This window comes from Peteryoungia wuzhouensis, from assembly GCF_003205195.1.
Lineage (GTDB): Bacteria > Pseudomonadota > Alphaproteobacteria > Rhizobiales > Rhizobiaceae > Allorhizobium > Allorhizobium wuzhouense.
In genome coordinates this window covers 1-25,609 of record NZ_QJRY01000003.1, presented here as the reverse complement: position 1 = coordinate 25,609, position 25,609 = coordinate 1, and the positions used below count along the sequence as shown (strand labels likewise).

General features: G+C 62.8%; 23 protein-coding genes. 17 read left to right on the top strand and 6 right to left on the bottom strand.

Annotation, left to right across the window (positions count from 1 at the left end; all coding sequences use genetic code 11):
* The first annotated feature begins 31 nt into the window (after positions 1-31).
* The 6 genes from DMY87_RS09330 to DMY87_RS09305 all read left to right on the top strand — a co-directional run bounded on the left by DMY87_RS09330 (position 32) and on the right by DMY87_RS09305 (position 4,047).
* On the top strand, positions 32-883 hold the full coding sequence (locus tag DMY87_RS09330) for a peptidylprolyl isomerase (RefSeq protein WP_110791052.1): 852 nt from the start codon (positions 32-34) through the stop codon (positions 881-883).
* A 76-nt stretch (positions 884-959) separates the two neighbouring features.
* Complete coding sequence (gene argJ, locus DMY87_RS09325; RefSeq protein ID WP_110791051.1) at positions 960-2,201, top strand: bifunctional glutamate N-acetyltransferase/amino-acid acetyltransferase ArgJ; 1,242 nt, start codon at positions 960-962, stop codon at positions 2,199-2,201.
* Positions 2,202-2,209: 8 nt separating this feature from the next.
* Positions 2,210-2,980, top strand: a complete 771-nt coding sequence (locus DMY87_RS09320) for a GNAT family N-acetyltransferase (protein ID WP_110791434.1) — start codon at positions 2,210-2,212, stop codon at positions 2,978-2,980.
* A gap of 2 nt (positions 2,981-2,982) precedes the next feature.
* Positions 2,983-3,396 (top strand): 8-oxo-dGTP diphosphatase MutT, encoded by a 414-nt coding sequence (gene mutT, locus DMY87_RS09315; RefSeq protein ID WP_110791050.1) that lies wholly within the window; start codon positions 2,983-2,985, stop codon positions 3,394-3,396.
* Positions 3,397-3,494: 98 nt separating this feature from the next.
* Positions 3,495-3,815 carry a hypothetical protein gene (locus DMY87_RS09310; protein WP_110791049.1) on the top strand — a complete coding sequence of 107 codons (321 nt, stop codon included), beginning with the start codon at positions 3,495-3,497 and terminating at the stop codon, positions 3,813-3,815.
* Positions 3,816-3,873: 58 nt separating this feature from the next.
* A complete protein-coding gene (locus DMY87_RS09305; protein WP_110791048.1) occupies positions 3,874-4,047 on the top strand; it encodes a Flp family type IVb pilin in 174 nt (57 codons plus the stop codon).
* On the opposite strand, the gene DMY87_RS09300 is transcribed toward DMY87_RS09305, so the two are convergent.
* Complete coding sequence (locus tag DMY87_RS09300; RefSeq protein WP_110791047.1) at positions 4,044-4,943, bottom strand: methyltransferase domain-containing protein; 900 nt, start codon at positions 4,941-4,943, stop codon at positions 4,044-4,046. The genes DMY87_RS09305 and DMY87_RS09300 overlap by 4 nt on opposite strands.
* A gap of 117 nt (positions 4,944-5,060) precedes the next feature.
* On the opposite strand from DMY87_RS09300, the gene DMY87_RS09295 reads away from it, so the two are divergent.
* The 5 genes from DMY87_RS09295 to DMY87_RS09275 are packed head-to-tail and all read left to right on the top strand — an operon-like array spanning position 5,061 to position 7,965.
* Positions 5,061-5,780, top strand: a complete 720-nt coding sequence (locus tag DMY87_RS09295; RefSeq protein ID WP_245408894.1) for a ComF family protein — start codon at positions 5,061-5,063, stop codon at positions 5,778-5,780.
* A 53-nt stretch (positions 5,781-5,833) separates the two neighbouring features.
* A complete protein-coding gene (grxC, locus tag DMY87_RS09290) occupies positions 5,834-6,088 on the top strand; it encodes a glutaredoxin 3 (protein WP_110791045.1) in 255 nt (84 codons plus the stop codon).
* Between the two features lie 13 nt (positions 6,089-6,101).
* Positions 6,102-6,959 (top strand): carbon-nitrogen hydrolase family protein, encoded by an 858-nt coding sequence (locus tag DMY87_RS09285; protein ID WP_110791044.1) that lies wholly within the window; start codon positions 6,102-6,104, stop codon positions 6,957-6,959.
* Entirely contained in the window at positions 6,956-7,384 is a 429-nt protein-coding gene (locus tag DMY87_RS09280) for a DUF1178 family protein (RefSeq protein ID WP_110791043.1), read from the top strand. Before DMY87_RS09285 ends, DMY87_RS09280 begins: the two co-directional genes overlap by 4 nt.
* Positions 7,381-7,965, top strand: a complete 585-nt coding sequence (locus DMY87_RS09275; RefSeq protein WP_110791042.1) for a DUF3291 domain-containing protein — start codon at positions 7,381-7,383, stop codon at positions 7,963-7,965. Before DMY87_RS09280 ends, DMY87_RS09275 begins: the two co-directional genes overlap by 4 nt.
* 3 nt (positions 7,966-7,968) lie before the next feature.
* On the opposite strand, the gene DMY87_RS09270 is transcribed toward DMY87_RS09275, so the two are convergent.
* The 4 genes from DMY87_RS09270 to mprF form a co-directional block, all read right to left on the bottom strand.
* Entirely contained in the window at positions 7,969-8,520 is a 552-nt protein-coding gene (locus DMY87_RS09270) for a DUF924 family protein (RefSeq protein WP_110791041.1), read from the bottom strand.
* Positions 8,517-9,272 (bottom strand): bifunctional 2-polyprenyl-6-hydroxyphenol methylase/3-demethylubiquinol 3-O-methyltransferase UbiG, encoded by a 756-nt coding sequence (gene ubiG / locus DMY87_RS09265; protein ID WP_110791040.1) that lies wholly within the window; start codon positions 9,270-9,272, stop codon positions 8,517-8,519. The genes DMY87_RS09270 and ubiG overlap by 4 nt, the downstream gene beginning before the upstream one ends.
* A 137-nt stretch (positions 9,273-9,409) precedes the next feature.
* Entirely contained in the window at positions 9,410-10,771 is a 1,362-nt protein-coding gene (locus DMY87_RS09260) for a virulence factor family protein (RefSeq protein ID WP_110791039.1), read from the bottom strand.
* Positions 10,768-13,371 carry a bifunctional lysylphosphatidylglycerol flippase/synthetase MprF gene (gene mprF, locus DMY87_RS09255; RefSeq protein WP_110791038.1) on the bottom strand — a complete coding sequence of 868 codons (2,604 nt, stop codon included), beginning with the start codon at positions 13,369-13,371 and terminating at the stop codon, positions 10,768-10,770. Before mprF ends, DMY87_RS09260 begins: the two co-directional genes overlap by 4 nt.
* Before the next feature lie 277 nt (positions 13,372-13,648).
* On the opposite strand from mprF, the gene DMY87_RS09250 reads away from it, so the two are divergent.
* The 6 genes from DMY87_RS09250 to clpB all read left to right on the top strand — a co-directional run bounded on the left by DMY87_RS09250 (position 13,649) and on the right by clpB (position 23,197).
* Positions 13,649-14,923: an aspartate kinase gene (locus DMY87_RS09250; protein WP_110791037.1), complete on the top strand. Its 1,275-nt coding sequence runs from the start codon at positions 13,649-13,651 to the stop codon at positions 14,921-14,923.
* Positions 14,924-15,009: 86 nt separating this feature from the next.
* Entirely contained in the window at positions 15,010-17,277 is a 2,268-nt protein-coding gene (gene ptsP / locus DMY87_RS09245; RefSeq protein WP_110791036.1) for a phosphoenolpyruvate--protein phosphotransferase, read from the top strand.
* 27 nt (positions 17,278-17,304) lie between these two features.
* Positions 17,305-18,384 (top strand): peptide chain release factor 1, encoded by a 1,080-nt coding sequence (prfA, locus tag DMY87_RS09240; protein WP_110791035.1) that lies wholly within the window; start codon positions 17,305-17,307, stop codon positions 18,382-18,384.
* Positions 18,381-19,256, top strand: coding sequence for a peptide chain release factor N(5)-glutamine methyltransferase (gene prmC, locus DMY87_RS09235; RefSeq protein ID WP_110791034.1), 876 nt, complete (start codon positions 18,381-18,383; stop codon positions 19,254-19,256). Before prfA ends, prmC begins: the two co-directional genes overlap by 4 nt.
* Before the next feature lie 332 nt (positions 19,257-19,588).
* Positions 19,589-20,386 (top strand): DUF4167 domain-containing protein, encoded by a 798-nt coding sequence (locus tag DMY87_RS09230; protein WP_110791033.1) that lies wholly within the window; start codon positions 19,589-19,591, stop codon positions 20,384-20,386.
* 207 nt (positions 20,387-20,593) lie between these two features.
* On the top strand, positions 20,594-23,197 hold the full coding sequence (clpB, locus tag DMY87_RS09225; protein ID WP_110791032.1) for an ATP-dependent chaperone ClpB: 2,604 nt from the start codon (positions 20,594-20,596) through the stop codon (positions 23,195-23,197).
* Between the two features lie 97 nt (positions 23,198-23,294).
* Here clpB and DMY87_RS09220 read toward each other — a convergent pair whose 3' ends face one another.
* Positions 23,295-25,238: a M23 family metallopeptidase gene (locus DMY87_RS09220; protein ID WP_110791031.1), complete on the bottom strand. Its 1,944-nt coding sequence runs from the start codon at positions 25,236-25,238 to the stop codon at positions 23,295-23,297.
* Positions 25,239-25,609: the final 371 nt, after the last annotated feature.

Sequence of the window (25,609 nt, the reverse complement as noted above, 5' to 3'; positions counted from 1 at the left end):
TTCAAACGGTTCACCATCCGAAAGGTCTTTCATGCTTCGCCTCAATAAATTCGTGCTTGCCGCCTGCGTATCGCTCATCGCCTTCCAGGGTGTCGTCGCTGCTGACGATGCCGTGGTCGCCAAGGTCGGCTCCCTGGAGATCAAGCAGTCCGAGCTCGACCTCGCCATCGCCAATCTGGACCCGCAGCTTGCCCAGCTGCCCGATGAGCAGAAAAAGGTTGCCGCCCTGTCCGGCGCCATCGACGTGAAGCTGCTGGCGGCCAATGCCGAGGCTGCCGGTCTGAAGGATGATCCGGACTATCAGCGTCGCATGGCCTACATCGCCGAGCGCGAACTGCACAACGCCTTCTTCAAGAAGAACGTGGTCGATGCCGTGACCACCGAAGAGGTCAAGGCGCGCTACGACAAGGAAGTGGCAGCCCTTCCGAAGCAGGAAGAGATCCGCGCCCGCCACATCCTGGTGAAGACGGAAGAGGAAGCCAAGGCGATCATCGCCGAACTCGACGCCGGCAAGAGCTTCGTTGATCTGGCCAAGGAAAAGTCCACCGACCCGAACAAGTCGGAAGGCGGCGATCTCGGCTACTTTACCAAGGGCCGCATGGTTCCGGAATTCGAAGAAGCAGCCTTTGCTCTCGAAAAGGGCGCCTACACCAAGACCCCGGTCAAGACGCAGTTCGGCTTCCACGTGATCCTGCTCGAAGACAAGCGCGAAGCCGCTCCGCCGGCATTCGAGGCCGTCGAGCAGCAGGTTCGTCAGCTCGTCATGCGTGACAAGTATCTTGCCCTGATCGAGAAGGCCAAGACCGAACAGAAGGTCGAGATCGTCGACGAAACCCTGCGCAAGGGTTATGAAGAGGCGAACAAGCAGGAACAGCAGCAGTAAGCTGCCTCCGTCTTCGATACATTATCTTTAGAAAAAGGCCCGCAGTTTGCGGGCCTTCCATTACAGGCCAGGCACCATGTCTTCCAGCATTTCTCCGCTCGCTCCGAAATCCTATGCCGACATGCCTGTCATCCGCGGTGTGCGGATGGCGACGGCGGCAGCGGGTATCAAGTACAAGAACCGCACCGATGTGCTGCTGATGGCTTTCGATACGCCGGCTACGGTCGCAGGCGTCTTCACCAAGTCGAAGTGCCCTTCGGCGCCTGTGGATTTCTGCCGGCAGAATCTCGGCCATGGCTTTGCCCGTGGCGTAGTGGTGAATTCCGGCAATGCCAATGCCTTTACCGGATCCAAGGGCAGGGCTGCGACGGAGCTCACGGCAAAGTCTGCGGCATCCGCACTCAGCTGCGGCGAGAACGAGATCTATCTGGCTTCGACTGGCGTGATCGGCGAGCCGCTCGATGCGACGAAGTTTGCCGGCGTGCTGGACCAGATGGCCACGGATGCCAAGGGCGATTTCTGGCTGGAAGCGGCCAAGGCAATCATGACGACGGATACATATCCGAAGGTTGCGACGCGTTCGGCCAAGATCGACGGTGTGACTGTCACGATCAACGGGATCGCCAAGGGGGCCGGCATGATCGCGCCCGACATGGCGACCATGCTGTCCTTCGTTGTCACCGATGCCGCCATTTCCTCGTCTGCCCTGCAGGCGCTGCTTTCGGCCGGCGTCGAGCCGAGTTTCAATTCGATCACCGTCGATAGCGACACTTCGACCTCGGACACGCTGCTGCTGTTTGCGACGGGCGCTGCAGCGGCTGATGGCCAGGCGACCGTCGAAAACGCGGATGATGCGCGTCTTGGTGAATTCCGGCAGGCGCTGAACGACCTGCTGAAGGATCTGGCGCTGCAGGTGGTCCGCGACGGCGAAGGTGCGCGCAAGATGGTTGCCGTCACCATCAAGGGTGCCGAGAGCGATCTGGCGGCGAAGAAGATCGCGCTGTCGATTGCCAATTCGCCGCTGGTCAAGACGGCGGTTGCCGGTGAGGACGCGAACTGGGGCCGTATCGTCATGGCCGTAGGCAAGTCCGGCGAGATGGCGGACCGCGACCGGCTGGCGATCTGGTTCGGCGACGTGCGCGTTGCCGTCAATGGCGAGCGGGACCCGGATTATTCCGAGGCTGCAACCACGGCGGTGATGGAGAAGGAAGACATTCCTGTGACCGTCGATATCGGCTTGGGCTCGGGCACGGCGACCGTCTGGACCTGTGACCTGACCAAGGAATATGTCGCCATCAACGGCGATTACCGGAGCTGATGGCCGGAATGCAGGTGAACGTTTCCGATCCGAACCTGCCGCTGGTGCGGCGCCTGGAAGCCGTCGGCTTTCGCGCCTGGCCGGCGAGCAGCGTGGTCTATGACGGCAGCTGGCAGGTGCGGCTGACGGGGAGCCATCCGTCGAAGCGGCTGAACTGTGTTGTTGCGCTCGATCCGTCCGACCACCGCGACATCCCGTTGCGGATCGAGAAGGCCAAGCGGCGGTTCGAGGCGCATGGGCGACCGCTGATGATCCGGCAGACACCCCTGTCGCCGAAGCAATTGATCGATCATCTGGCGGCGGAGGGCTGGGAGTGCTTCGAGGAGGTCGTGACGATGACCTGCGATCTGACGACGCTCGAGCTTCCCGATACCATGGATCATCTGCCGACGCATGACATCGGTCGCTACGTCGATGCCGATATCGCCGTGCATGGGACGGACCCTGCCTTGAAGCCGGCGCTGGCCGAGATCATTACCAGCATCAAGCCGCCAAGTGGCCTCTTTGTCATTGAGGACCCCGAGAGTGGGCCCGTGGCTGCGACGCTCTGCGTGCAGGACAATGACCTCGCGGGGGTCATGTCGCTTGCGGTGCGCTCCGACAAGCGTGGGCAGGGGCTGGGCGTCGAGATCCTGAGCACGGCGCTGCGCTGGGCCCGGATGCGCGGTGCACGCACCGCCTGGCTGCAGGTCGTCGCGAACAACGAAGCGGCCCTTTCCCTCTATACCAAGATGGGTTTCAGCGAAGCCTATCGCTATCACTATTGGCGGAAGGCTTGAGCATGAGCGACGAGAAGAAGCCGATCCTGCTGGTGGCCGCCTGCGCGCTTGTCGATACCGACAACCGCATCCTTCTTGCGCAACGGCCCGAGGGCAAGTCGCTGGCCGGATTGTGGGAGTTTCCCGGCGGCAAGGTCGAGGCTGGCGAGACGCCCGAGGAAACGCTGGTGCGTGAACTCAACGAAGAGCTGGGTATCGTCACCAAGGTTGCGTGCCTGGCGCCGCTCACATTCGCCAGCCACACCTATGAGCGCTTTCACCTGCTGATGCCGCTCTATATCTGCCGACGTTATGAGGGGATTCCCCAGGGGCGCGAAGGCCAGGCGATCAAGTGGGTTCGGGCCAAGGCGTTGCGCGACTATCCGATGCCGCCGGCCGACGAGCCGCTGATCCCGTTTCTCCAGGACCTTCTGTGAGCGGTCGCGAATTCTTCGGGCGTCGTTAACACAAAGTTTATACCCCGCACCGCAATATACGCTCTGTTCATGCGTCGTAAACGTGTGTGGAGCGTATCATGGTAAACGAGGATTTCTGGAAGGCCGCACGGTCAAGAGAGCGGTCTTCGATCAAATCAGGCCGGACCGGTGTTCTGAATATCGCCCTGCTTTTCGGCACGGCTGCGATCGCCCTTTCGCTCGTCCTGACGCCGATGCTTGCTTCCAAGACCGACCGCAAGACCCTGGCTTTCCAGCCTGATGACTACGACATGATCACCACAGGTTCCATCCCGAAGGGCGATCCCGGCAAGCGCTACACGATCCGTCGTAGCGTGCTTCAGGAAACGCCCGGCTCCGTCTGTATCATCGACGGTTATGGTTCCGGCCAGGCCTGTTAACCACCACCGTGCCGGGAGCGCTGCGCGGCAGGCTCCGGGTCGATCGCCAGGAGACCGCATGCGTCTATTGCGTCAGATGATCGCCGACCAGAGCGGCGCGACCGCGATCGAATACGGATTGATTGCCGCGATCATGAGCGTTGCCCTGATCAGCGGCTTCGGAGTCTTGAGCGGGCGTGTTCAGAACGTCTTCGAAACCGTGACGGCGACGATCACGGCCGCCTGGACCTAATCCTTGCTTTCCCTGGCTGTGGTGGGCACTGACCTGTTCGGGTCCAGCGCATCGGCAAGCCGCATCTTGGCGGAGCCAGGCTTCAGCGGCTTCTGCTGGCTTTCATGCGGCGCCCAGCCCGAAACGAAGACGATCGAGAAGGTGGCACGGATGCGGCCATCCGGATCGGCATACCGTTCGGCATAGAGTTCGGCGGCGCGCATGAAGAAGCGGCGGGAGACCGGGCGGCGGCTTCGGCCGATCAGCGGATTGCCCATGCCCATGGCTTTCAGATCGCGCATCAGCGCGAAGATGTGGTCGTAGCGGACCGTAAAACTCTCCTCATCGATGACAGGCAAAGCGAAACCCGATCGCTGCATGAGCGCGCCGATGTCGCGGATGTCGGCAAAGGGCACGACGCGGGGGCTGGCGCCGCCATAGATTTCGGTTTCGGCCGCCAGCAGCACATCGCGCAGTTCGGCAAGTGTTCCGGCACCCGGGATGGCGGCGAGCAGCAGGCCATCGGGCTTCAGGGCGCGGCGCATCTGGATCAGCATGCCGGGCGTGTCGTTGGTCAGATGCAGGGAGAGCGGCGAGAGGATCAGGTTGACCGACTGGGGCGCGAGCGGGACGCTCTCGAAATTGGTCACGCTTCCGGCTGTGCCTGCCAGCAGGGCCGCATCGGTTTCGACACGTTCCAGATCTGCAATCTTGCCGGTGGCAAGCGCCGCCTCTGCCGTCAGCCCCGTGCCGCCGAAGAGTTCGACCGCCTTGTCGAAGCGGCGTTCGACGATGGACAGGCGGTCGGCCAGTTCGCGCGCTGTCAGCTCCAGCAGGAAATCGGCCCCTTGCGCTCTCTGTGCCCAGGCGCGGCTGCGGTTGCGGGCGATGAGAGCTTCGTCGAAAATTTCATTCATGGCGGTCTTCCCTGGCTGACGCGGATTGGCTCTCTGCCCCGGCAGGCGTAAAGTCATCGCATGCTCGCTCACTTAGTGCAGAAATCGCTATCCGTCAGCCTGGATCGTTCCGGGACGATGCTGCGTGGGCTTTTTCATCTGGTTTATCCGCCGACCTGTGCGCATTGCCATGTGCAGACCCTGACGCAGAATGCGCTTTGCAGCGACTGCTGGTCGACATTGCGGCTGATCGAGCGGCCGTTCTGCGAGGTTCTGGGCCTGCCCTTTGCGCATGATCCAGGCGAGGGCATGCTGTCGCCCGAGGCGATCGCGCATCCGCCGGTCTTCGACCGGCTGCGGTCCGTTGCGCTGCATGAGGGGGTGGCGCGGCATCTGGTGCATGGGCTGAAATATCGCGACCGCACCGATCTCGCGCCGATGATGGCGGCCTGGATGGTGCGGGCGGCATCAGCCGAGATCGCGGCGGCAGACGGCATCGTTGCGGTGCCGCTGCACCGGATGCGGATGTTCCGGCGGATGTTCAACCAGTCGGCGGAGCTGGCGCGGCATGTCGGGCGGCAGGCGGGGAAACCGTTTTTCGCCGAGGCGCTGGTCAGGCGCAAGCGCACGCAGCAGCAGGTGGGGCTGACGGCCAACCAGCGGGCTCTCAACGTGCGCGGTGCCTTTTTGGTGCCGGAGGGGCGGGAAGAGCTGGTGTTCGGGCGGCGGCTGGTGCTGATCGACGACGTCTATACGACCGGGGCGACGGTCGGTGCCGCGACCGCTGCCCTGAAAAAGGCAGGGGCCGCGGATGTCACTGTTTTGACCTTTGCAAGGGCTTTGTCCGGGCCTATATGAGGGGTCCGGTCCTCTCCAGCACAGTCCCGTGCCCATCTTCTGCGGAGTTCTTCATGGCGGATGTCATTGTCTATACGCGTCAGTTCTGCGGCTATTGCGCCAGCGCCAAGGCGCTGCTCGAGAAGAAGGGCGTGAGCTATGTCGAGCATGACGCGACCGGCAAGCCGGAGCTGCGCGAAGAGATGATCTCCAAGTCCGGCCGCAACACCTTCCCGCAGATCTTCATCGACGGAATGCATGTCGGTGGTTGCGACGATCTGCATGCGCTTGATCGGGCCGGCAAGCTCGATCCGCTTCTTTCCCAATAAGGATATTCGTTCGATGGTGTTCAAGGCCGCTGCCGTCCAGATGTGTTCCGGGGTTGATCCGGAGAAGAATGCCCAGAGCATGGCGCGCCTGGTGCGCGACGCTGTTTCCAAAGGCGCGATCTATGTGCAGACGCCGGAGATGACCGGGGCCGTGCAGAAGGACCGCGCGGGTCTCGCCGCTGTTCTGCGCGACGAGGAAAACGACCTGATCGTCAAGGCAGCGTCGGATCTCGCGAAAGAGCTTAAGATCCACCTGCATGTCGGCTCGACCGCGATCAAGCTTGCCGATGGCAAGATCGCCAACCGGGCCTTCCTGTTCGGACCTGATGGCGCGAAGATCACCTCCTATGACAAGATCCACATGTTCGACGTCGATCTCGACAATGGCGAGAGCTGGCGGGAAAGCACCGTCTATCGGCCGGGCGACCGGGCAGTCGTGGCGGATCTGCCGTTCGCCAAGCTCGGCTTCGGCGTGTGTTACGATGTGCGGTTTCCGCACCTGTTCCGGACCGAGGCGATGGCCGGTGCCGAGATCCTGACGACACCGGCGGCCTTCACCAAGCAGACCGGCGAGGCGCATTGGGAGATCCTGCTGCGCGCGCGCGCCATCGAGAACGGCGCCTATGTGATCTCGGCGGCGCAGGCCGGCGTGCATGAAGATGGTCGCGAGACTTTCGGGCACTCGATGATTGTCGGCCCCTGGGGCAAGGTTCTGGCGAGTGCGGGCGGGTCGGGCGAGGCTGTCGTTGTCGCAGATATTGATCTTGAAGCGGTCAAGGCCTGCCGTGCAAAAATCCCGAACCTGAAGAACGGTCGCGACTTCCAGCTCGATATCGCGCCGCAGCTTGCCAAGGGAGGCGTGACGGTTTGATCCGCTATTCCCTCAGCTGCGAAAAGGCCCATGAATTCGAAGGCTGGTTTTCGGAAAGCGCCGAGTTCGACCGGCAGAAGGCAAGCGGCTTTCTGACCTGTCCCGTCTGCGGATCGGGCGAGGTGTCGAAGGTGTTGATGGCGCCGTCGGTAACAACCGCGCGGCAGAAGGAAGGCACGCAGGCGCTGGCCGTTTCTGCGGCGCAAAAGCTGGCGATGAGCAAGCTGAAGGAAGCCATCCAGGAAATCCGCGCCTCCAGCGAGGATGTCGGCGAGAAGTTTCCCGAGGAGGCGCGCAAGATCCATTACGGCGAGGCGGAAGCCCGTGGTATCATCGGCCAGGCCTCGCCCGTTGAGGTAAAGTCTCTGATCGAAGAGGGCATCGAGATCGCCCCGTTGCCCGTGTTGCCGGACGATGTGAATTGACGACTGCGGACCATCACCTTGCGATCTACAATTTCGGCATCCATGTCGATCTCGCCGAAAGTGCTGCGGTGCGGGGCTTTGCTCTCAGAGAGCCGATGAACTTTGCGGCGGCAGAGCGGGCACCGGGGTTTGTTGCACGGTCCGGCTACAAGGGCGTCCCGGGACCTCGGAGCTGGGGACCGCTCCTCTTTCCGCGCTTCCTGACCGAGCAATCTAGCGGTGCCGCGGTGTCGTCGCTCTCGCTTTGGCACGACCTCGAGAGCTTGATGGCCTTTACCTATACCGGCGTTCATGCCGATGCCATCAAGCACGCGCGCCACTGGAACGTGGTGCAGAAATGGCCGCCGATGGTGCTGTTCTGGGTGCCTGCCGGCAGGAGGCCGGATTGGCAGGAAGGGGCAAAACGGCTCGAAATGCTTTTCGACAACGGCAGCGGGCCGCAGTGCTTCACCTTCAAGGAACCCTATGATCCGAATGGGCGGCCCGCCGAGATTGATCGCGCCTTGGTCAAGCAATTGGCGGCGGAAAATTTGGCCGCTCAGGGCGCGCTTCTCGACGCCGTCCTCAAGCTGCCTGTCTGACCTTCACCCCTTGAAGCCATCATTGTCGAGATAGGCCTGTTCCTCGGCTGTCGTCTCACGCCCCAAGGCGGCGTTTCTGTGGGGGAAGCGGCCGAAGCGTTCGATCAAGTCCAGATGCACGACCGCCCATTTCAGCGTCTCAGCGTCCCCCGTTTCGTCCCGGTGCTTTTCGAACAGCGACACGCTGTAGCGCTGATCCTCGATGTCTTCCGAATGTTCGAAGGGCAGATAGAAGAAGGGGCGCAGGATTGGTTCGACCTTCTTGTCGAAGCCTTTGGCGAGCGCCCGGTGGGCCGTGGCCCGGGCGAGTGGATCGGTGGCGTAGGAATGGCCGCTGCCGCGAAAGAGATTGCGGGGGAACTGGTCGAGCAGCAGCAGAAGTGCCAGCGTGCCTTCCGGTGTTTCTTCCCAATGGCTCAGGGCGCAACGGGATGCCTGGAAATGGAGATCGGCATAGTCAGCCTCGATCTCCGCATCCAAGGCTTCGTTGCGCGAAAACCAGGCTTCGGGACCGTGGCGCAGCCAGCACTCGATGACGGCCTCAGGGGAACTCATGCCGCCACTCCGGGGCGGCTTGCCAGCACCATGTAGTTCACGTCGATGTCGGAGGAAAGGTTCCACTGGTTCTGCAGCGGATTGAAGAAGACACCCTTCATCTCGACGACACCCATGCCGCTCAGGGCGAGCGGCCCTTCGATCTCTTCGGGGCGGACCAGCTTCTCATACTGGTGCGTGCCGCGCGGCAGCCAGCGCAGGACATATTCGGCGCCGACGATGGCAAGGGCGGCCGCCTTCATCGTGCGGTTGATGGTGGAGACCAGCATGAGGCCGCCGGGGCGGACCATGGAGGCGCAGGTCGACAGGAAGAACTCGACATCGGCGACGTGTTCGACCACTTCCATGTTGAGGACGATGTCGAAGGTTTCGCCGGCCGCGGCCAGGGCTTCGGCGGTGACCGCGCGGTAATCGACCTCGACGCCGCTCTGGGCCGAATGGGTCATGGCGATCTTGATGTTCTTTTCCGAAGCGTCTGCGCCAAGCACGCTTGCACCCATGCGGGCGACGGGTTCCGACAGAAGGCCACCGCCACAGCCGATATCGAGGATGCGCAGGCCTTCGAGCGGGCGATGGGCCTTTGGATCGCGGCCGTAATGGGCTGAGACCATGTCCCTGATATAGGCGAGACGTACCGGATTGATCTTGTGCAGCGGCTTGAACTTGCCGGTCGGATCCCACCACTCGGCCGCCATGGCGGAAAAGCGGTCGACCTCGGACTGATCGATGGTGGTGCGTGCGTCTGCACTCATGACGGAAAACCTCCTGGCGACACTTGGTTCTCCAAGTCGTCCTGATGCCGCCCAAAGTCAAGAGTGTGGGAGGTCGCAGGCAGGGAGGCCCCGTGGCCGCCCTTGTCATTTCATGAGGCGTCGGCTTCTCGCCGCGTTCAGGGCTTTAACCGGCGGGCCAGTCCATCCGAGATTTTCTTGGCCAATGCCGGGTAGTCCCCGTCGAAATGATGGCCGCCATCGAGCTGGATGGTCTCCACGGATGTCCCGGCCAGATCACGGCAGGCGTCGTCTTCTTCGTCGGCGCCATAGAAACACTGTACCTTTGTCGGGTCGATGCGCTTGATGTCGGTGAGCGGGTCACCGGCGCCCTTGCCGTCATTTGCGCCAAGCCAGCCCGAGACCGAAATTTCGTAGTCCACCTGGTGCGAGAGCGCGAGCAGGCTGAGCTGCGGGATGCGGTCCTTGAGCTTGTCCGAGAGACCGTTATAGGCGGCCGGCAGGACATCGGCGCCGAAGGAATAGCCGACGAGCAGCACGTGCCGAACCTTCCAGCGCTTCTGGTAGGTGCGCATGATGGTGGCGAGATCGGCGCTGGTTTGTTCCGGTGTCCGCTCGGACCAGAAGTAGCGGAGCGAGTCGACGCCGACGACTGGAATGCCGCTTGCCTGGAGATTGGCCGCCACTTCGCTGTCGATGTCGCGCCAGCCGCCATCGCCGGAATAGATGATGGCCATGGTGTCGCTGGTTGGCGCAGTTTCCAGGATGGTGAGTGGCAGGCCGAGCGGTGTGTCGGTGGCGTTGCCGAGGGCAATCAGTTCATCGATCGCATCGGAATAGGCCTTGTTGGCATCGTCCTTCACATCCCGCTGGTCGATGTCGGGATGGGCCGCGACGAGGCTTGTCACGTGATCGCGGCCATCGGCAGGAGCCGCCGGGCTCAAGAGAACGGTCGCCGGATCCGGCAGGTCGCCATCGGTCAGGCCGTAAACCATGCGGTCGCCGCTGCGCGTCTTGTTGGCGGGCGTGCAGAACTCCTTGGTGACCGGGATACCGGCTTCCGGGTCAAGTGCCAGGGTCTGGCCGATGGTGGCCTTCGGGGTCTGGGCGAGGATCGCAAGTGCCAGCGCGCCGCCCTGGCCCCGACCCGCAATGATCGGCGGCAGGAAGGCCGAGTTGCCGGCCTTGCGCTGCAGCTGATGGCCGATTTCCTCGATGTCAGAGACCGTGTAGATGCAGTCGCCGGTGTCTTTTGCCAGGGACGCCAGGTATTTCGGTGTGTCGATGCCGACGACGATGGCGCCGTTCTGCTGCAGCCGTTCTGCCTGCTGCTGGTCGCCATCCTGCCAGCCGTCCTTGTCCGACAGCAGCACCACCAAAGCCTTCGGGGTATCGTCGGGCAGGAGTGTCAGGGGTGCTGGGATCATGCCGGTGTCGAGTGGTGGGGTGTCGTCGGCCAGAGCGACCGAGGCCGTCGACAGCGTCAGGATCAGCGCGAAGGCTTTGAGGATCGACGTCATTTTTTCACCACGCCTTTCAGTCCACCGCCGATCAGGAGCGTCGCGTCGAGAAGCGCGAGGACAGGGTTGAGACCGCCGGCGACCGCCAGGTAACGCGGCTGCCATTCGGGATGGAACTTGGCCTTGAAGGCTCTCAGTCCCTTGAAGTTGTAGAAGCGCTCGCCGTGTTCATAGAAGGTGTTGGCGATGCGGTCCCAGACGGGGGCGACCTGCCGGCGGGACATGCCGGAAAGCGGGGCCATGCCGAGGTTGAAATGGCGGTAGCCCTGGTCGCGCAGATCGCTCATGAGCCGGACGAAGAGGAAATCCATCGAGCCTTTCGGCGCATCGGGCGAGAAGCGCATAAGGTCGATCGAGGCCTCCTCCTTGGTGGCCGTGAGCAGGATATTGGCAAAGGCGACGATGCGGCCTTCGCAGCGCAGGATCGCGACCGGCTGGGCGTTCATGTAGGCGTCGGTGAAGGCGCCGAGCGAGAAGCCCTTTTCACGGGCGCGGTGGTGGTCGAGCCAGCTGTCGGAGACGCGCCGCAGGTCTTCCAGGATGGCGGGGACCTGGTCTGCCGGGATGGTCTCGAAGGAGAGGCCATCCCGCTCGCCGCGGGTCGCAGTCTGGCGCAGGCTTGCCCAGCGACCACCCTTCAGGTCGAAGTGCTGGAGATCGACCATGGCGAGTTCGCCGAGCTTGAAGGCCTTCATGCCGGCATCGGCGATGGCCGGCAGGAGGGCTGGCGAGGCCTGGTAGAACACGGCCCGGCAACCGGTGGCGCGCGCGGTTTCGACGAACTGCCAGACGAGTTCGTCACGCGAGGCCTTGGGGCCCGTCGGATCGAGGAAGGCGATGAAAGAGCGGCCCTGGCGGGCATACATCAGGAAGGCCTTGCCATCGGGCGAGAACATCACGCTCTTGTCGCCGGTGCGCACGAGATTGGCGTCGGCGATGTCGTTGACATCGAGGATCTCGACGGCCTTTTCCAGATCCGTTTCGCCGGCGGGCGGGACCGCGAAGGTGGCCGGGCGCAGCAGGCTGAACAGGCTGATCGCCATCGAGAAGATGGTCAGACCAAGCACGGCGCGCAAAGAGCGGGGGGCTTCGGCGGAGAATTCGAACTGCCACCAGAGATCGTGGCTGTATTCGACGTCGCGGTAGACGAAGAGCATGACGGCGATGGCGCCGACGAGCAGGACGCCGACGGCGAGAAGCCAGGCCGAATTCAATGCCTGGAGCAGGGAGGCCGGACGCTGGAAGAGGCGACGGCTGGCGACGAGGCCGACCAGCAGAAGCGCCAGCATGCCGGCTTCGTAGACGGCGACCGCCTTGGCGAGCGACAGGACGAGTGCCGCCACGGCCACAAAAACTGCCGCCCACCAGGCACCGTCCAGCCGCTGTGCAAGCCCGCGCGCGACAATCACGAGCATGAGGCCAAGAATGCTGGCAAGGAAGTGGGCGCCTTCGAGGACCGGCAGTGGCAGGATCTCGGCCAGAGCATCAAGGTTGCTATCCGGCGCCGGTGTGACGCTGGACAGGACCAGCATGACTCCGAGGAGGAGGGTCAGCGTTGCCAGGAGCGTCGGCGCAAGGCGCCCCGCCGTTCGGGCAACGCCTGCCGAGAAGGGCGTTGTGGCCAGTTGCCGGAGTTCGGCAACCGTGACGAGGATGATCGCGACGATCAGCGGCAGAACATAGTAGATCAGGCGATAGGCGACGAGCGAGGCCAGCACGGCCTCCGTGCCGAGATGGCTGCCCAGAGCTGCGACCATCACCGTCTCGAAGACGCCGATGCCGGCCGGCACGTGGCTGATCACACCGACACCGATGGCGACCGCGTAGATGGCAAAGAAGGTCGGCCAGCTGATGTCGGCGGCAGCCGGCAGCAGGGCGTAGAGCACGGACGCCGAGAAGGCGACATCAAGCACGGTGACGATGAACTGGCGCGACATGGTTTTGCTGTCGGCCAGACGCAGGCGCCGTCCGCCGATTGTCACACCATTACCGCTCGCCATCAGCAGCAGGATCGCGAGCACGACCAGAACCACGATGTCGCCCGCGACGAGCACGTTCTGCGACAGGCCGATCAAGGGGGCAATTTCGCCAGCGACCGGGAGGAGCGTTAGCGCTGTCACCAGCACCAATCCGATGGAGAAGGACACCGTGACGAAGGCGATGATGCGCCCGATATCGTCCGGGGACAGACCGGCACGGGAATAGGCCCGGTAGCGGATCGCGCCGCCGGACAGCGCGCCGAAGCCTGCGACATTGCCGACGGCATAGGCGCTGAAGGCCGTCAGGGCCACTTCGGGCCAGGGGCGGCGTCGGCCGATATGAGCCAGCGCGTTCAAATCGTAGAGGCAGAGGGTCGCGAAGCTGAGTGCCGTGAAGAGGATGGCAAGCGCAATCGAGCCGGGGCTCGTTGTGCGCAGGCCGTTCACCACATCGGCATAGGTGACCTCTTCGGTGAGCCTGTAGATCGCGTAACCGACGGCCGCAAAGACGAAGAGTGCAGCGACGGCGGCGAGCGGGCGGGCATAGCGATTGAGCCTGGAGGTCCGCAGAGCCGGTTCGGCATCATCGAGTGGCGGGGAGAATTCGGTGCTGGATGTCATGCGGCCCTGTCCGGATTAACGGCTTACACTCAAAGGAACCGGCTCCCAGCCCGGTTGGGCGATGGTTGGCGCCTGAATTGGTTCCAAATTAAGGCAGCATGGGGATGGCGCATTTCCGGCGATTTTCCGTGGCTGAGCGTACCGTTTCGGCCATACCTGACCGTTGCGCCCCAGGAACATATTCGCTAAAAGCCCGGCAACCTGCAGCCTGTGGCGCAGGGCGTCAGTTTCTTCGCCGCTCAGGCGGCGTGTTCTCAAGGGCATATGGTTCAAGTCTATGGCTCGCATCGTCATGAAATTCGGCGGGACTTCCGTCGCCAATCTGGAACGCATCCACAACGTCGCGCGCCATGTGAAACGCGAAGTGGATGCCGGTCACGAAGTGGCCGTGGTCGTCTCGGCCATGTCGGGCAAGACCAACGAGCTGGTCGACTGGGTGCAGACCATGCCGAAGGTGGCAGGCGCAGACTCGCCGTTCTATGACGCGCGCGAGTACGATGCGGTCGTCGCGTCAGGCGAACAGGTGACATCGGGGCTGCTGGCGATTGCGCTGCAGTCGATGGGCATCAATGCCCGTTCCTGGCAGGGGTGGCAGATCCCGATCAAGACCGACAACGCCCATGGCGCGGCCCGCATTCAGGAAATCGACGGCTCGGATATCGTGCGCCGCATGGGCGAGGGCCAGGTGGCCGTCGTCGCCGGTTTCCAGGGCATCGGCCCTGACAACCGGATCGCGACGCTTGGTCGTGGCGGCTCGGATACCTCGGCCGTGGCGATTGCCGCCGGCCTCAAGGCCGATCGCTGCGACATCTATACTGATGTCGACGGCGTCTACACGACCGATCCGCGCATCGAGCCCAAGGCGCGTCGCCTGAAGAAGATCGCGTTCGAGGAAATGCTGGAAATGGCGTCGCTCGGCGCTAAGGTCCTGCAGGTCCGCTCGGTCGAGCTTGCGATGGTACACAAGGTCCGCACCTTCGTGCGCTCCAGCTTTGAAGATCCCGATGCGCCGGGCATGGGCGATCTCCTGAACCCGCCCGGTACATTGATTTGCGATGAGGAAGAGATCGTGGAACAGGAAGTCGTCACCGGTATTGCCTATGCCAAGGATGAAGCCCAGATTTCGCTGCGCCGTCTGGCCGACCGGCCGGGCGTGTCGGCCGCGATCTTCGGACCGCTCGCCGAATCCCACATCAATGTCGACATGATCGTCCAGAATATTTCGGAAGATGGTTCGAAGACCGACATGACCTTCACCGTGCCGTCGGGCGACGTGGACAAGGCGCTGGCCGTGCTCGGCTCCAACAAGGACAAGATCGGCTTCGACGTTGTCCAGAGCGAGAAGGGCCTGGTCAAGGTTTCCGTCATCGGCATCGGCATGCGCAGCCATGCGGGCGTTGCCGCGACGGCTTTCCGGGCGCTCGCCGAGAAGGGCATCAACATCAAGGCGATCACCACCTCCGAGATCAAGATTTCCATCCTGATCGACGGTCCCTATGCCGAGCTTGCGGTTCGCACTTTGCATTCCTGCTACGGTCTGGATAAGAATTGATTCCTGAGAGCGGAGAACCGATGCCCGACCCCTAAAAAGGCAAGGGTAGCAGCCCGCTGACCAATGGGAAGTGGAGCAAAAGCGCGATGAGAGACCTTTCTGCGGGTCCCCGCGTCCTGCTCAAGCGGTTGCGCGAAATGATGGCGGAGCCGCTCGAGCCGCAGGAGCGTCTTGATCGGATCGTTCGCCAGATTGCGAGCAACATGGTCGCCGAGGTGTGCTCGGTCTATGTGTTGCGCTCCGACGGCGTGTTGGAACTCTACGCAACGGAAGGTCTGAACAAGGACGCCGTTCACCTGGCCCAGCTGAAGATGGGGCAGGGTCTCGTCGGGACGATCGCGGCGTCGGCGCAGTCTCTCAACCTCTCCGATGCGCAGGCGCATCCGGCCTTCCGCTATCTCCCCGAGACGGGTGAAGAAATTTACCACTCCTTCCTCGGCGTGCCGATCCTCAGGGCCGGCCGGAGCCTTGGCGTTCTCGTCGTACAGAACAAGGCCGCGCGGAATTATCGCGAGGACGAACTCGAAGCGCTCGAAACCACCGCGATGGTTCTGGCCGAGATGATTGCGACGGGCGAACTCAAGAAGATTACCCGTCCGGGTCTCGAACTCGACCTGACGCGCCCGGTCTCGATCAATGGCGACAGCTATTCGGAAGGCATCGGCCTCGGTTATGTCGTGCTGCACGAGCCACGCATCGTCGTCACCAATCTCTTGAACGAAGACAGCGAGACCGAAATCCGTCGGCTGGCCGATGCGCTTGGATCGTTGCGCATTTCGATCGACGACATGCTGTCGCGGCGTGAGATCTCCATGGAAGGCGAGCATCGCGACGTGCTCGAGACCTACCGCATGTTTGCCCATGACCAGGGCTGGGTGCGACGCATGGAAGAGGCGATCCACAACGGGTTGACGGCCGAAGCGGCCGTCGAGAAGGTGCAAAGCGACACCAAGGCGCGGATGATCCGGTTGACGGATCCTTACCTGCGCGAACGCATGCATGACTTCGACGACTTGGCGAACCGCCTGCTCAGGCAGCTGACCGGCTTTTCGCCGCGCAGCACGGCAGAAGGTTTCCCGAACGACGCGATCGTCTTTGCCCGCGCCATGGGGGCGGCCGAACTTCTGGATTATCCGCGGGCGAACCTGCGCGGTCTCGTGCTTGAAGAAGGCGCGGTGACCAGCCACGTCGTCATCGTCGCGCGGGCCATGGGCATCGCCGTGGTCGGTCAGGCAGCGGGTGCGGTGGCATTGGCGGAAAACGGCGACCCCGTGATCATCGACGGGGACGACGGCACGGTGCATGTGCGCCCGGTCGCCGATCTGCAGAAGGCCTATGAAGAGAAGGTCAAACTGCGGGCGAAGCGCCAGGAGCAATTCCGGGCGCTGCGTGATGTCGAGCCGGTTACCAAGGACGGGCACCGGATCAAGCTGCAGATGAATGCCGGCCTTCTGGTCGACCTGCCGCAGCTTTCGGATTCGGGTGCCGATGGCATCGGTCTGTTCCGCACCGAATTGCAGTTCATGATCTCCTCCACCATGCCGAAAGGCGAGGAGCAGGAGAGCTTCTATCGCAGCGTTCTGAAGCAGGCGGCCGGCCGGCCGGTGACGTTCCGGACGCTCGACATCGGTGGCGACAAGGTCGTTTCCTATTTCCGCAGCCAGGAAGAAGAGAACCCGGCATTGGGCTGGAGAGCAATCCGCCTGTCGCTCGATCGGCCGGGATTGCTCAGGACACAGTTGCGGGCGCTGCTGAAGGCGTCTTCCGGTGCCGAGTTGAAGATGATGCTGCCGATGGTGACCGAGGTTGCCGAGATCCGGGCCGTGCGCGACCTGATGCAGAAGGAAGTGCAGCATCTGTCGAAGTTTGGCCACCAGCTGCCGAAAAAACTGCAGTTCGGCGTCATGCTGGAAGTGCCGTCGCTGATGTGGCAGCTCGACGAATTGATGGACGAGGTCGACTTCGTCTCCGTCGGATCGAACGACCTGTTCCAGTTCTCGATGGCGGTGGATCGTGGCAATGCGCGGGTGGCGGATCGCTTCGATGTGCTGGGGCGGCCTTTCCTGCGGATTCTTCGGGACATCGTGCGTGCCGGCGACCGAAACAACACGCCGGTGACGCTGTGTGGCGAGATGGCGTCGAAGCCGCTTTCGGCCATGGCGCTGCTCGGGATCGGCTTCCGGTCGATCTCGATGTCGCCGACCTCGATCGGTCCGGTCAAGGCCATGCTGCTCGGTCTTGATGTCGGCCAGCTTGCCGGTGTCCTGATGGCCGCGCTTGACGACAACACACCCGGCGTGTCAGTGCGCGAGGTGCTCGTCCGCTTTGCGACTGAGAACAACATTCCCGTCTGACATTTGACGAAGAAACCGGAGTAAAGGGTGGCGAAGCTTCCTGTCGAGAAAATGCGCGAACTCGAACGCCGCTTCGGCGAGATCGAGGCGCGAATGTCGGCGGGTCCGGCGGCCGACGTCTATGTGAAGCTCGCGTCGGAATATTCCGAGCTCGAGCCTGTGGTGAAGAAGATCCGCGAATACCAGGCGGCGATCGACGAGGCGGCCGACCTGCGGACCATGCTCTCGGACAAGGCGACGGATCGCGAGATGCGCGATCTCGCCGAGATGGAACTGCCCGAGTTGGAGACCCGGATCGAAGGGCTTGAAGGCGAGATGCAGATCCTGCTTCTGCCGAAGGATGCGGCCGACGAGAAGAGCGCGATCCTGGAAATCCGCGCCGGCACCGGTGGATCGGAAGCAGCATTGTTCGCTGGCGACCTCTTTCGCATGTATGAGCGCTTTGCCTCCACCAAGGGATGGAAGGTGGATGTGCTTTCGGCAAGCGAGGGCGAAGCCGGCGGCTACAAGGAGATCATCGCGACGATCAGCGGGCGGGGCGTGTTCTCCAAGTTGAAGTTCGAGTCCGGGGTGCACCGGGTGCAGCGCGTGCCGGAAACGGAAGCGAGCGGGCGCATTCATACGTCTGCGGCGACCGTGGCCGTTTTGCCGGAAGCGGAAGAGATCGACATCGAGATCAAGCCCGAAGATATCCGCATCGACACCATGCGTTCCTCCGGTGCCGGTGGCCAGCACGTCAACACGACCGACTCCGCCGTGCGCATCACCCATCTGCCGACCGGGCTGATTGTCACGTCCTCGGAAAAGTCGCAGCACCAGAACCGGGCCAAGGCGATGCAGGTGTTGCGCTCGCGCCTGTACGATATCGAGCGGCAGAAGGTGGACAGCGAACGGTCGGCCAACCGCAAGAACCAGGTCGGTTCCGGTGACCGGTCGGAGCGGATCCGGACCTATAACTTCCCGCAGGGACGGGTGACGGATCACCGCATCAATCTGACGCTCTACAAGCTGGACAAGATGATCGAGGGCGACATCGACGAAATGGTCGATGCGCTGATCTCGGATTACCAGGCCGGGCAGCTGGCGCAGTTGGGCGAAATCCAGTGAACGAGAAGAGCGCAACGGCGAGAGGTCTGATCCACGACGTCCGCCGGCGCTTCGAGGACGTCGGCCTTGCCGATGCCGATCAGGATTCGCGGATCCTTGTGATGGAGCTGCTGGGGCTCAGCCATACGGATCTGGTGTTGCGTGGCGATCGTGCGGTATCGGACGAAAACCTTTCCCGCGTGGAACAGGCGGTGCTGCGGCGGCTGGCGCGCGAACCGGTCTATCGGATTCTCGGATCGCGCGAATTCTACGGGCTTGAGCTCAAGCTTTCCTCCGGCACGCTCGAGCCGCGCCCCGATACGGAAGTGCTCGTCGATGCCGTGTTGCCCTATCTGCGAAACACGATCGCCCGGCAAGGGCGTGCCGAGATCGTGGATCTCGGCACGGGCACGGGCGCAATTGCGCTGGCGCTCATCGCAGACTGTTCGGACGCACGGGCGGTGGGCGTCGACATTTCCGAGGATGCGCTGAAGACGGCAGCAGCCAATGCTGCGGCTCTCGGGCTCGGCGCGCGCTTTGCGACACGGGTCGGTCCCTGGTTTGCGCAGACGTCCGAAAGCTTCGACATCATCGTCTCCAATCCGCCCTATATTCGCACAGAGGTGATGGCGGATCTGGAGCCGGAAGTGGCAAATCATGATCCCGCCGCCGCTCTGGATGGTGGACCTGACGGTCTCGACGCCTATCGTGCCATTGCAAAGGACGCCTCGGCCCATTTGAAGCCGGAAGGTATCGTTGGGCTCGAAATCGGCTACGACCAGCATGACGAGGTGAAGCAAGTCTTTGAGCAGGCGGGTTTTTTTCTCGTTGAAGCGCGCCGCGACCATGGCGGCCGCGATCGTGTGTTGATCTTCAGCGCAAAGCGTGACTGACGGGTTTGCTGCGGCTGCTAAGGATAATTCCGGGAAAAACAGAAAAAGGCTTGGTTTTCCGGATGAAGCGTAATAGTTTGCGGGCACGCAACGGGCGGCGGGGTAAAGAACGAAGATTCGTTCGTGTCTGGGCCGGCTTCGATCACGGTTCGCTTTCGAACTCCGCGAAGCACAAAAAGACCGGTGCGTAACTCAGTAAACTCGACTTTCACCAGCGGCGAGCAAGGCGAGAGCGCGGTCTGCCGGCGGCGCGTGGAGACTTGGTCCGGGCTAACCAGAACCAGCGGCTTTGCCCTTTTTCAGCACAACAGAGACATTCAGGTGAATCATCTATGAGGCCAGGACAGCAGAACAAGCGTGGTCGGGGGCGTAACAACAACAATGGCGGTGGCGGCGGCAATGGCGGCGGCAACTTCAACCGCAAGGGCCAGAACCCCCTGACCCGGACCTATGACAGCTCGGGTCCTGACGTCAAAATCCGTGGCACGGCTCAGCATATCGCAGAGAAGTATTCGACGCTGGCGCGCGATGCGCAGAGTGCCGGCGACCGCGTCATGGCGGAAAACTATCTGCAGCATGCCGAACACTATAACCGCATCATCGCTGCCGCCCAGGCGCAGATGCAGGAACGCTTCCAGCGCGACGACCGCGATGGCAACGACGACCGCGACGATCGCCAGGACTATAACGAGCGCGATGGCGAGGACTTCGACGGTTCCGACGACAACAATGGTCACACCGCCGAGCGCGGCAATGATCGTGGGAATGAACGGGGCGGTGAGCGCGGCAACCAGCAGGCACCGCAGCAGCAGCCGCGTCCGCAGCAGCAGAACCGGCCGCAGCAGCACAACCGCCCGCCGCGTCAGCCAGAGCCCCAGCTTCAGCCGCAGCCGGAAATTGCCGGATCGGGTCCGCAGCCGGTCATCGAGGACATGCCGGCAGAAGCCGTAGCCGCTGCTGCCGAAAGCGCAGCCGAGGCCAGCGGTGAACGCCAGCCGCGTCGCCGCGCTGCCGGCAATCGTCCCCGTCGCCAGCCGCGCCGCAGTGCCGGTGCCGACGAAGGTGGCGAAGGCGGTGGAAACGCTGACGGTGACGGCGCTCCGGCGCTCGCTTCGGCCGAGACCGAGTGATTGGATCCACGCCAATTTGACGAATGAAAGCTCCGGGCGAAAGCCCGGAGTTTTTCGTTTAAATGCCTCTTTAAAGGGCACAAAACCACTCCCATATCTCGATCAAGGGCGCGGTGATCCGCGCCAGGGCCCGCCGGTTCCGGGGGCCTGATCCACAGCATCCGTTCTGTGCCGAATGCGGGCAGGGCGGGGAAACGGAGACAGACCATGAATATCGAGAGCTATTCCGAACGTGTGCGCGGCTTTTTGCAGTCGGCGCAGACCTATGCCCTTTCCGAGGGGCACCAGCAGTTCACGCCCGAGCATGTGCTGAAAGTTCTGCTCGATGACGACCAGGGCATGGCGTCGTCGCTGATCAGCCGGGCGGGCGGGGATGCGAAGGCCGTGCGCATCGCCAATGATGCAGCACTTGCCAAACTGCCGAAGGTGTCCGGCGGCAATGGCCAGGTCTATCTGGCACAGCCGCTCGCCAAGGTATTTTCGACCGCCGAAGATGCAGCGAAGAAGGCCGGCGACAGTTTCGTCACCGTCGAGCGCCTGCTGCTGGCGCTGGCCATCGAATCCTCCGCCTCCACATCCGCTTCTTTGAAGAAGGGCGGGGTGACGGCGGCTGCGCTCAACCAGGTGATCAACGAAATCCGCAAGGGCCGGACCGCCGATGGCGCCAATGCCGAGGCCGGTTTCGATGCCCTGAAGAAATATGCCCGTGACCTGACCGAAGAAGCCCGCGAAGGCCGGCTTGATCCCGTCATCGGTCGTGACGACGAAATCCGTCGCACCATTCAGGTTCTGTCGCGCCGGACCAAGAACAATCCTGTGCTGATCGGTGAACCCGGTGTCGGCAAGACGGCGATCGCCGAGGGGCTGGCGCTGCGCATCGTCAATGGCGACGTGCCGGAAAGTCTCAAAGACAAGAAGCTGATGGCGCTCGACATGGGCGCGCTGATTGCCGGTGCGAAATATCGCGGCGAATTCGAGGAGCGGCTGAAGGCCGTGCTTTCGGAAGTGCAGTCGGAAAGCGGCGAGATCATTCTGTTCATCGACGAAATGCACACGCTTGTTGGTGCCGGCAAGGCGGATGGAGCGATGGACGCCTCCAATCTGCTCAAGCCCGCGCTTGCCCGCGGCGAGCTGCATTGCGTTGGCGCGACCACGCTCGACGAATATCGCAAACATGTCGAGAAGGATGCGGCCCTTGCCCGGCGCTTCCAGCCGGTCATGGTCAACGAGCCGAATGTCGAGGACACGATCTCGATCCTGCGCGGGTTGAAGGAGAAATACGAGCAGCATCACAAGGTGCGGATCTCGGATTCGGCACTGGTCGCGGCCGCGACCTTGTCGAACCGCTATATCACCGACCGGTTCCTGCCCGACAAGGCGATCGATCTGATGGACGAAGCCGCATCGCGGCTTCGGATGCAGGTGGATTCGAAGCCGGAAGAGCTGGACGAACTCGACCGCCGTATCATGCAGTTGAAGATCGAGCGCGAGGCGCTGAAGAAGGAAACCGATGCGGCCTCGGCCGACCGGCTGAACCGGCTTGAAACCGAGCTCACCTCGCTTGAGGAAGAGGCGGATGCGCTGACGGCCCGCTGGCAGGCGGAGAAGCAGAAGCTTGGTCTCGCTGCCGATCTGAAGAAGCAGCTCGACGAGGCGCGCAACGAACTTGCGATCGCGCAGCGGCAGGGTGAATTCCAGCGGGCGGGCGAACTCGCCTATGGCGTGATCCCGAACCTCGAAAAGCAGCTTGTCGAAGCGGAGGCCCAGGATGCGTCGGGCATCGGCAACATGGTGCAGGAAGTGGTGACCGCCGATGGTATCGCCCATGTCGTGTCGCGCTGGACAGGCATTCCTGTTGACCGGATGTTGGAAGGCGAACGCGACAAGCTGCTCCGGATGGAAGACGAGCTGGCAAAATCGGTTGTCGGCCAGGGGGATGCCGTGCAGGCGGTGTCACGTGCGGTTCGCCGTGCCCGCGCCGGACTGCAGGACCCCAACCGGCCGATCGGCTCGTTCATCTTCCTTGGCCCCACCGGCGTCGGCAAGACCGAGCTTACCAAGTCGCTCGCCCGTTTCCTCTTCGACGACGAGACGGCCATGGTGCGGCTCGACATGTCCGAGTTCATGGAGAAGCATTCGGTCGCGCGGTTGATCGGGGCGCCTCCCGGTTATGTCGGTTATGAGGAAGGCGGCGCGCTCACCGAAGCCGTACGGCGCAAGCCCTATCAGGTCGTGCTGTTCGACGAGATCGAAAAGGCGCATCCCGATGTGTTCAATGTTCTCCTTCAGGTGCTCGATGACGGGCGTCTGACTGACGGGCAGGGTCGTACCGTCGACTTCAAGAACACGATCATCATCATGACCTCGAACCTCGGGGCCGATTACCTGACCAGCCTCGGCGAGGATCAGGATGTCGATCAGGTGCGCGACCAGGTGATGGATGTGGTGAAGGCCTCGTTCCGGCCGGAATTCCTCAATCGCGTCGACGAGATCATCCTGTTCCACCGCCTGCGCCGCTCGGAAATGGGTGCGATCGTCGATATCCAGATGAAGCGGCTCTTGTCCCTGCTGTCGGAACGCAAGATCGCGATCGATCTGGCACCCGATGCCCGCAACTGGCTGGCGGACAAGGGATACGATCCTGTCTACGGCGCACGTCCGTTGAAGCGGGTGATCCAGAAATACCTGCAGGATCCGCTGGCCGAGCAGATCCTGTCGGGTCAGGTCCTGGATGGATCGGAGATCCGGATCGAGGCCGGCAGTGACCGGCTGCTGATCTCGCCGAAGACCTCGGTCAGCGCTGCGGCCTGATCTGCGGCCTCGCTTGACCCAAAAGAAACGGCGGTCCATCGGGCCGCCGTTTTGCTGTGTCGCCCATCATGTGCGGGAGCTGCCGGTTGCGGCTGCCTCAGCGGCTCGCCACCTGGGCCGGTCGGCCGCCGCTTTCGAGAAGGGTGTCGATGCGCTGCCGTTCCTCTTCGAAAGAGGCGAGCGCCGGACCGTCCAGCGCCTTGCCGCCGGGCAGGCGGACTTTCATCGCATCGACCTTGGTGCCATTGACGATCAGTTCGTAATGCAGGTGTGCGCCGGTCGAGGAGCCGGTCGAGCCGACGAAGCCGATCACCTGGCCTTGCGTTACCTTGGCGCCGGGCACGATGCCCTTGGCGATGCCGCTCTGGTGATTGTAGGAGGTGACGTAACCATTGGCATGGCGGATCAGGGTCTGGTTGCCGTAGCCGGAAGCCCAGCCGGCCTTTTCCACGACACCATTGCCGGCGGCGATGATCGGCGTGCCGCGGGGGGCCGCCCAATCGACGCCGGTATGCATGCGCGAATAACCGAGGATCGGGTGGCGGCGCATGCCGAAACCCGAGGTAAAGCGGCCGTTCGGGACAGGGTTGCGCAGCAGGAACTGCCGGATCGACTTGCCATCTTCGTCGAAGTAGTCGATCGAGCCGTCTTCGGGATCCTGGAAACGGTAGAATTGCGTGATCGTGTCGCCAAAGCGGGCGCGCACGTAGAGAAGTTCTGAATCTTCGGTCGCCTTGCCTTCTTCGTCGGTCACCGAGAAGACGGCTTCCAGCATGTCGGTCGGTTTCAACTGGGCCTGGAAGTCGACATTCGAGGCGAGCAGGCGGACGACAAGTGCCGTGAGTTCCTTGCTCATGCCGTAGGAAAGTGCGGCGCGGTAGATGCCGTCATAGGCGCGCGGCAGATCGCGGCCGGTGACGATGGCCGGGGTCGATCCGTCGAAGGCGCCGGAAATCGCGGCCAGTTGCGGCGGTTCGCTGCCTTCAACGAGACGGCCTCCGTCGTTGACCGCCAGCGTCACGACGTGATCGGAATTGTGATAGAGCGAGAAGCGGACGAGACGAACCTCGTCTCCGCGCTGAATCAGGCCGACCCGCAGCACGTCGCCGACCGCCAGCAGTTTGCCCGGCATGTGGGGGGCAAGCGCTTTTTCGACGTCCTCGGCCTTGGCGGAAGGATATCCCGATGAGATCATCAGCGCCGAGACCGATTGGGCGCTGCGCACCGGCAGCACGTCGTCGGCAAATTCCGGCGTCATCGCGGTGACGGCTTCCGGCTCGGCGACGCTCATGTTCTCCTCGACCACCCGGGCCGACAGGCCTGCAGCGAGATCGATGCCGGTGTCTTCCGTGTCGAAACGGCGGGGGTCGATATAATAGAGCGCGGCGACCTGGCTGTCGCCATCGGTCAGGACCGACCCGTTGGAGCGCACATTCTCCTCGACCTCATCGAAGGTCATCTCGCCGGCGAGGGGCAGGTCCGGGACGCTCGGGAAAGGGCTCGACTTGAGGATGACCTCGGATTCGATGTTGGATCCATAGAGCGAGCCGGTGCGGTTGGCGACGGGCGGCGTGGTCTGATCAATCGCGAAGATCGAGAGCGGATCGAAGGGGGGGTAACGGTCCTGGACGGCGTAGTCGGCGGCAAGCGCCATCTTCACATGGGCGAAGGGCTGTTTGCGCACCACCTCGCGCTCACCGTCCTTGATCACGGTCGGCACATCGAGGATTGCCTTGTCGACCGGACGGGCGGCGATCTTCGGGCCGAAGAGCCGGGCGCCGCGCACGGTATCCTGCGCAGACGCTGCCGCCCCTTCGGGTGGGGCCACGGCATAGGCTTCGGCCGGGATGGCGAGTTGCTGGCGACCATCGAGTGCCGCGAAGAGCGCGACCCCCATGAGGATGCAGGATGTAATGCCGGTGAGGAAGGTGCCGGAAAGCCAGCGCAGCGAGATCTCGCGGCGATCGGGTGCGCGAAAACCATCCGCCAGGATCGGAGGTTCGGTGCCCAGCGAGCGGATCATGTCGCGGTCTGCCGTCATGCCGGTCTGTCGATCCCTGTCCTGATCATCGTGAAGACGCTGAAGACCCCAAGCCGGAGCCAAGCGGCTTTCATGTCTCATGTTTTGGCCGCCGGCGTCAAATCAGCGGCGATTTCGGGCTCTGTGTGAACCCGAATTATGGAGAATGCGGGGCGCCTCTCCTTATATGGGGTTTGACGCGGGGAGGATGGTGCGGGCGACGTTGGTCCTGATGCACGGGAAGGCCACCTTTTGCCGAGCCAAAGACCGTGCCGGATCGCTGCTTTTTCGGGCGGCATATCAGCGATAACGAAATTCTCCAATCATTTCAATTGTTTGTTCGTTTTTCTCATTTTTTATGAAATCGAGTGTTGACGTGTTGGGAGGTGGAA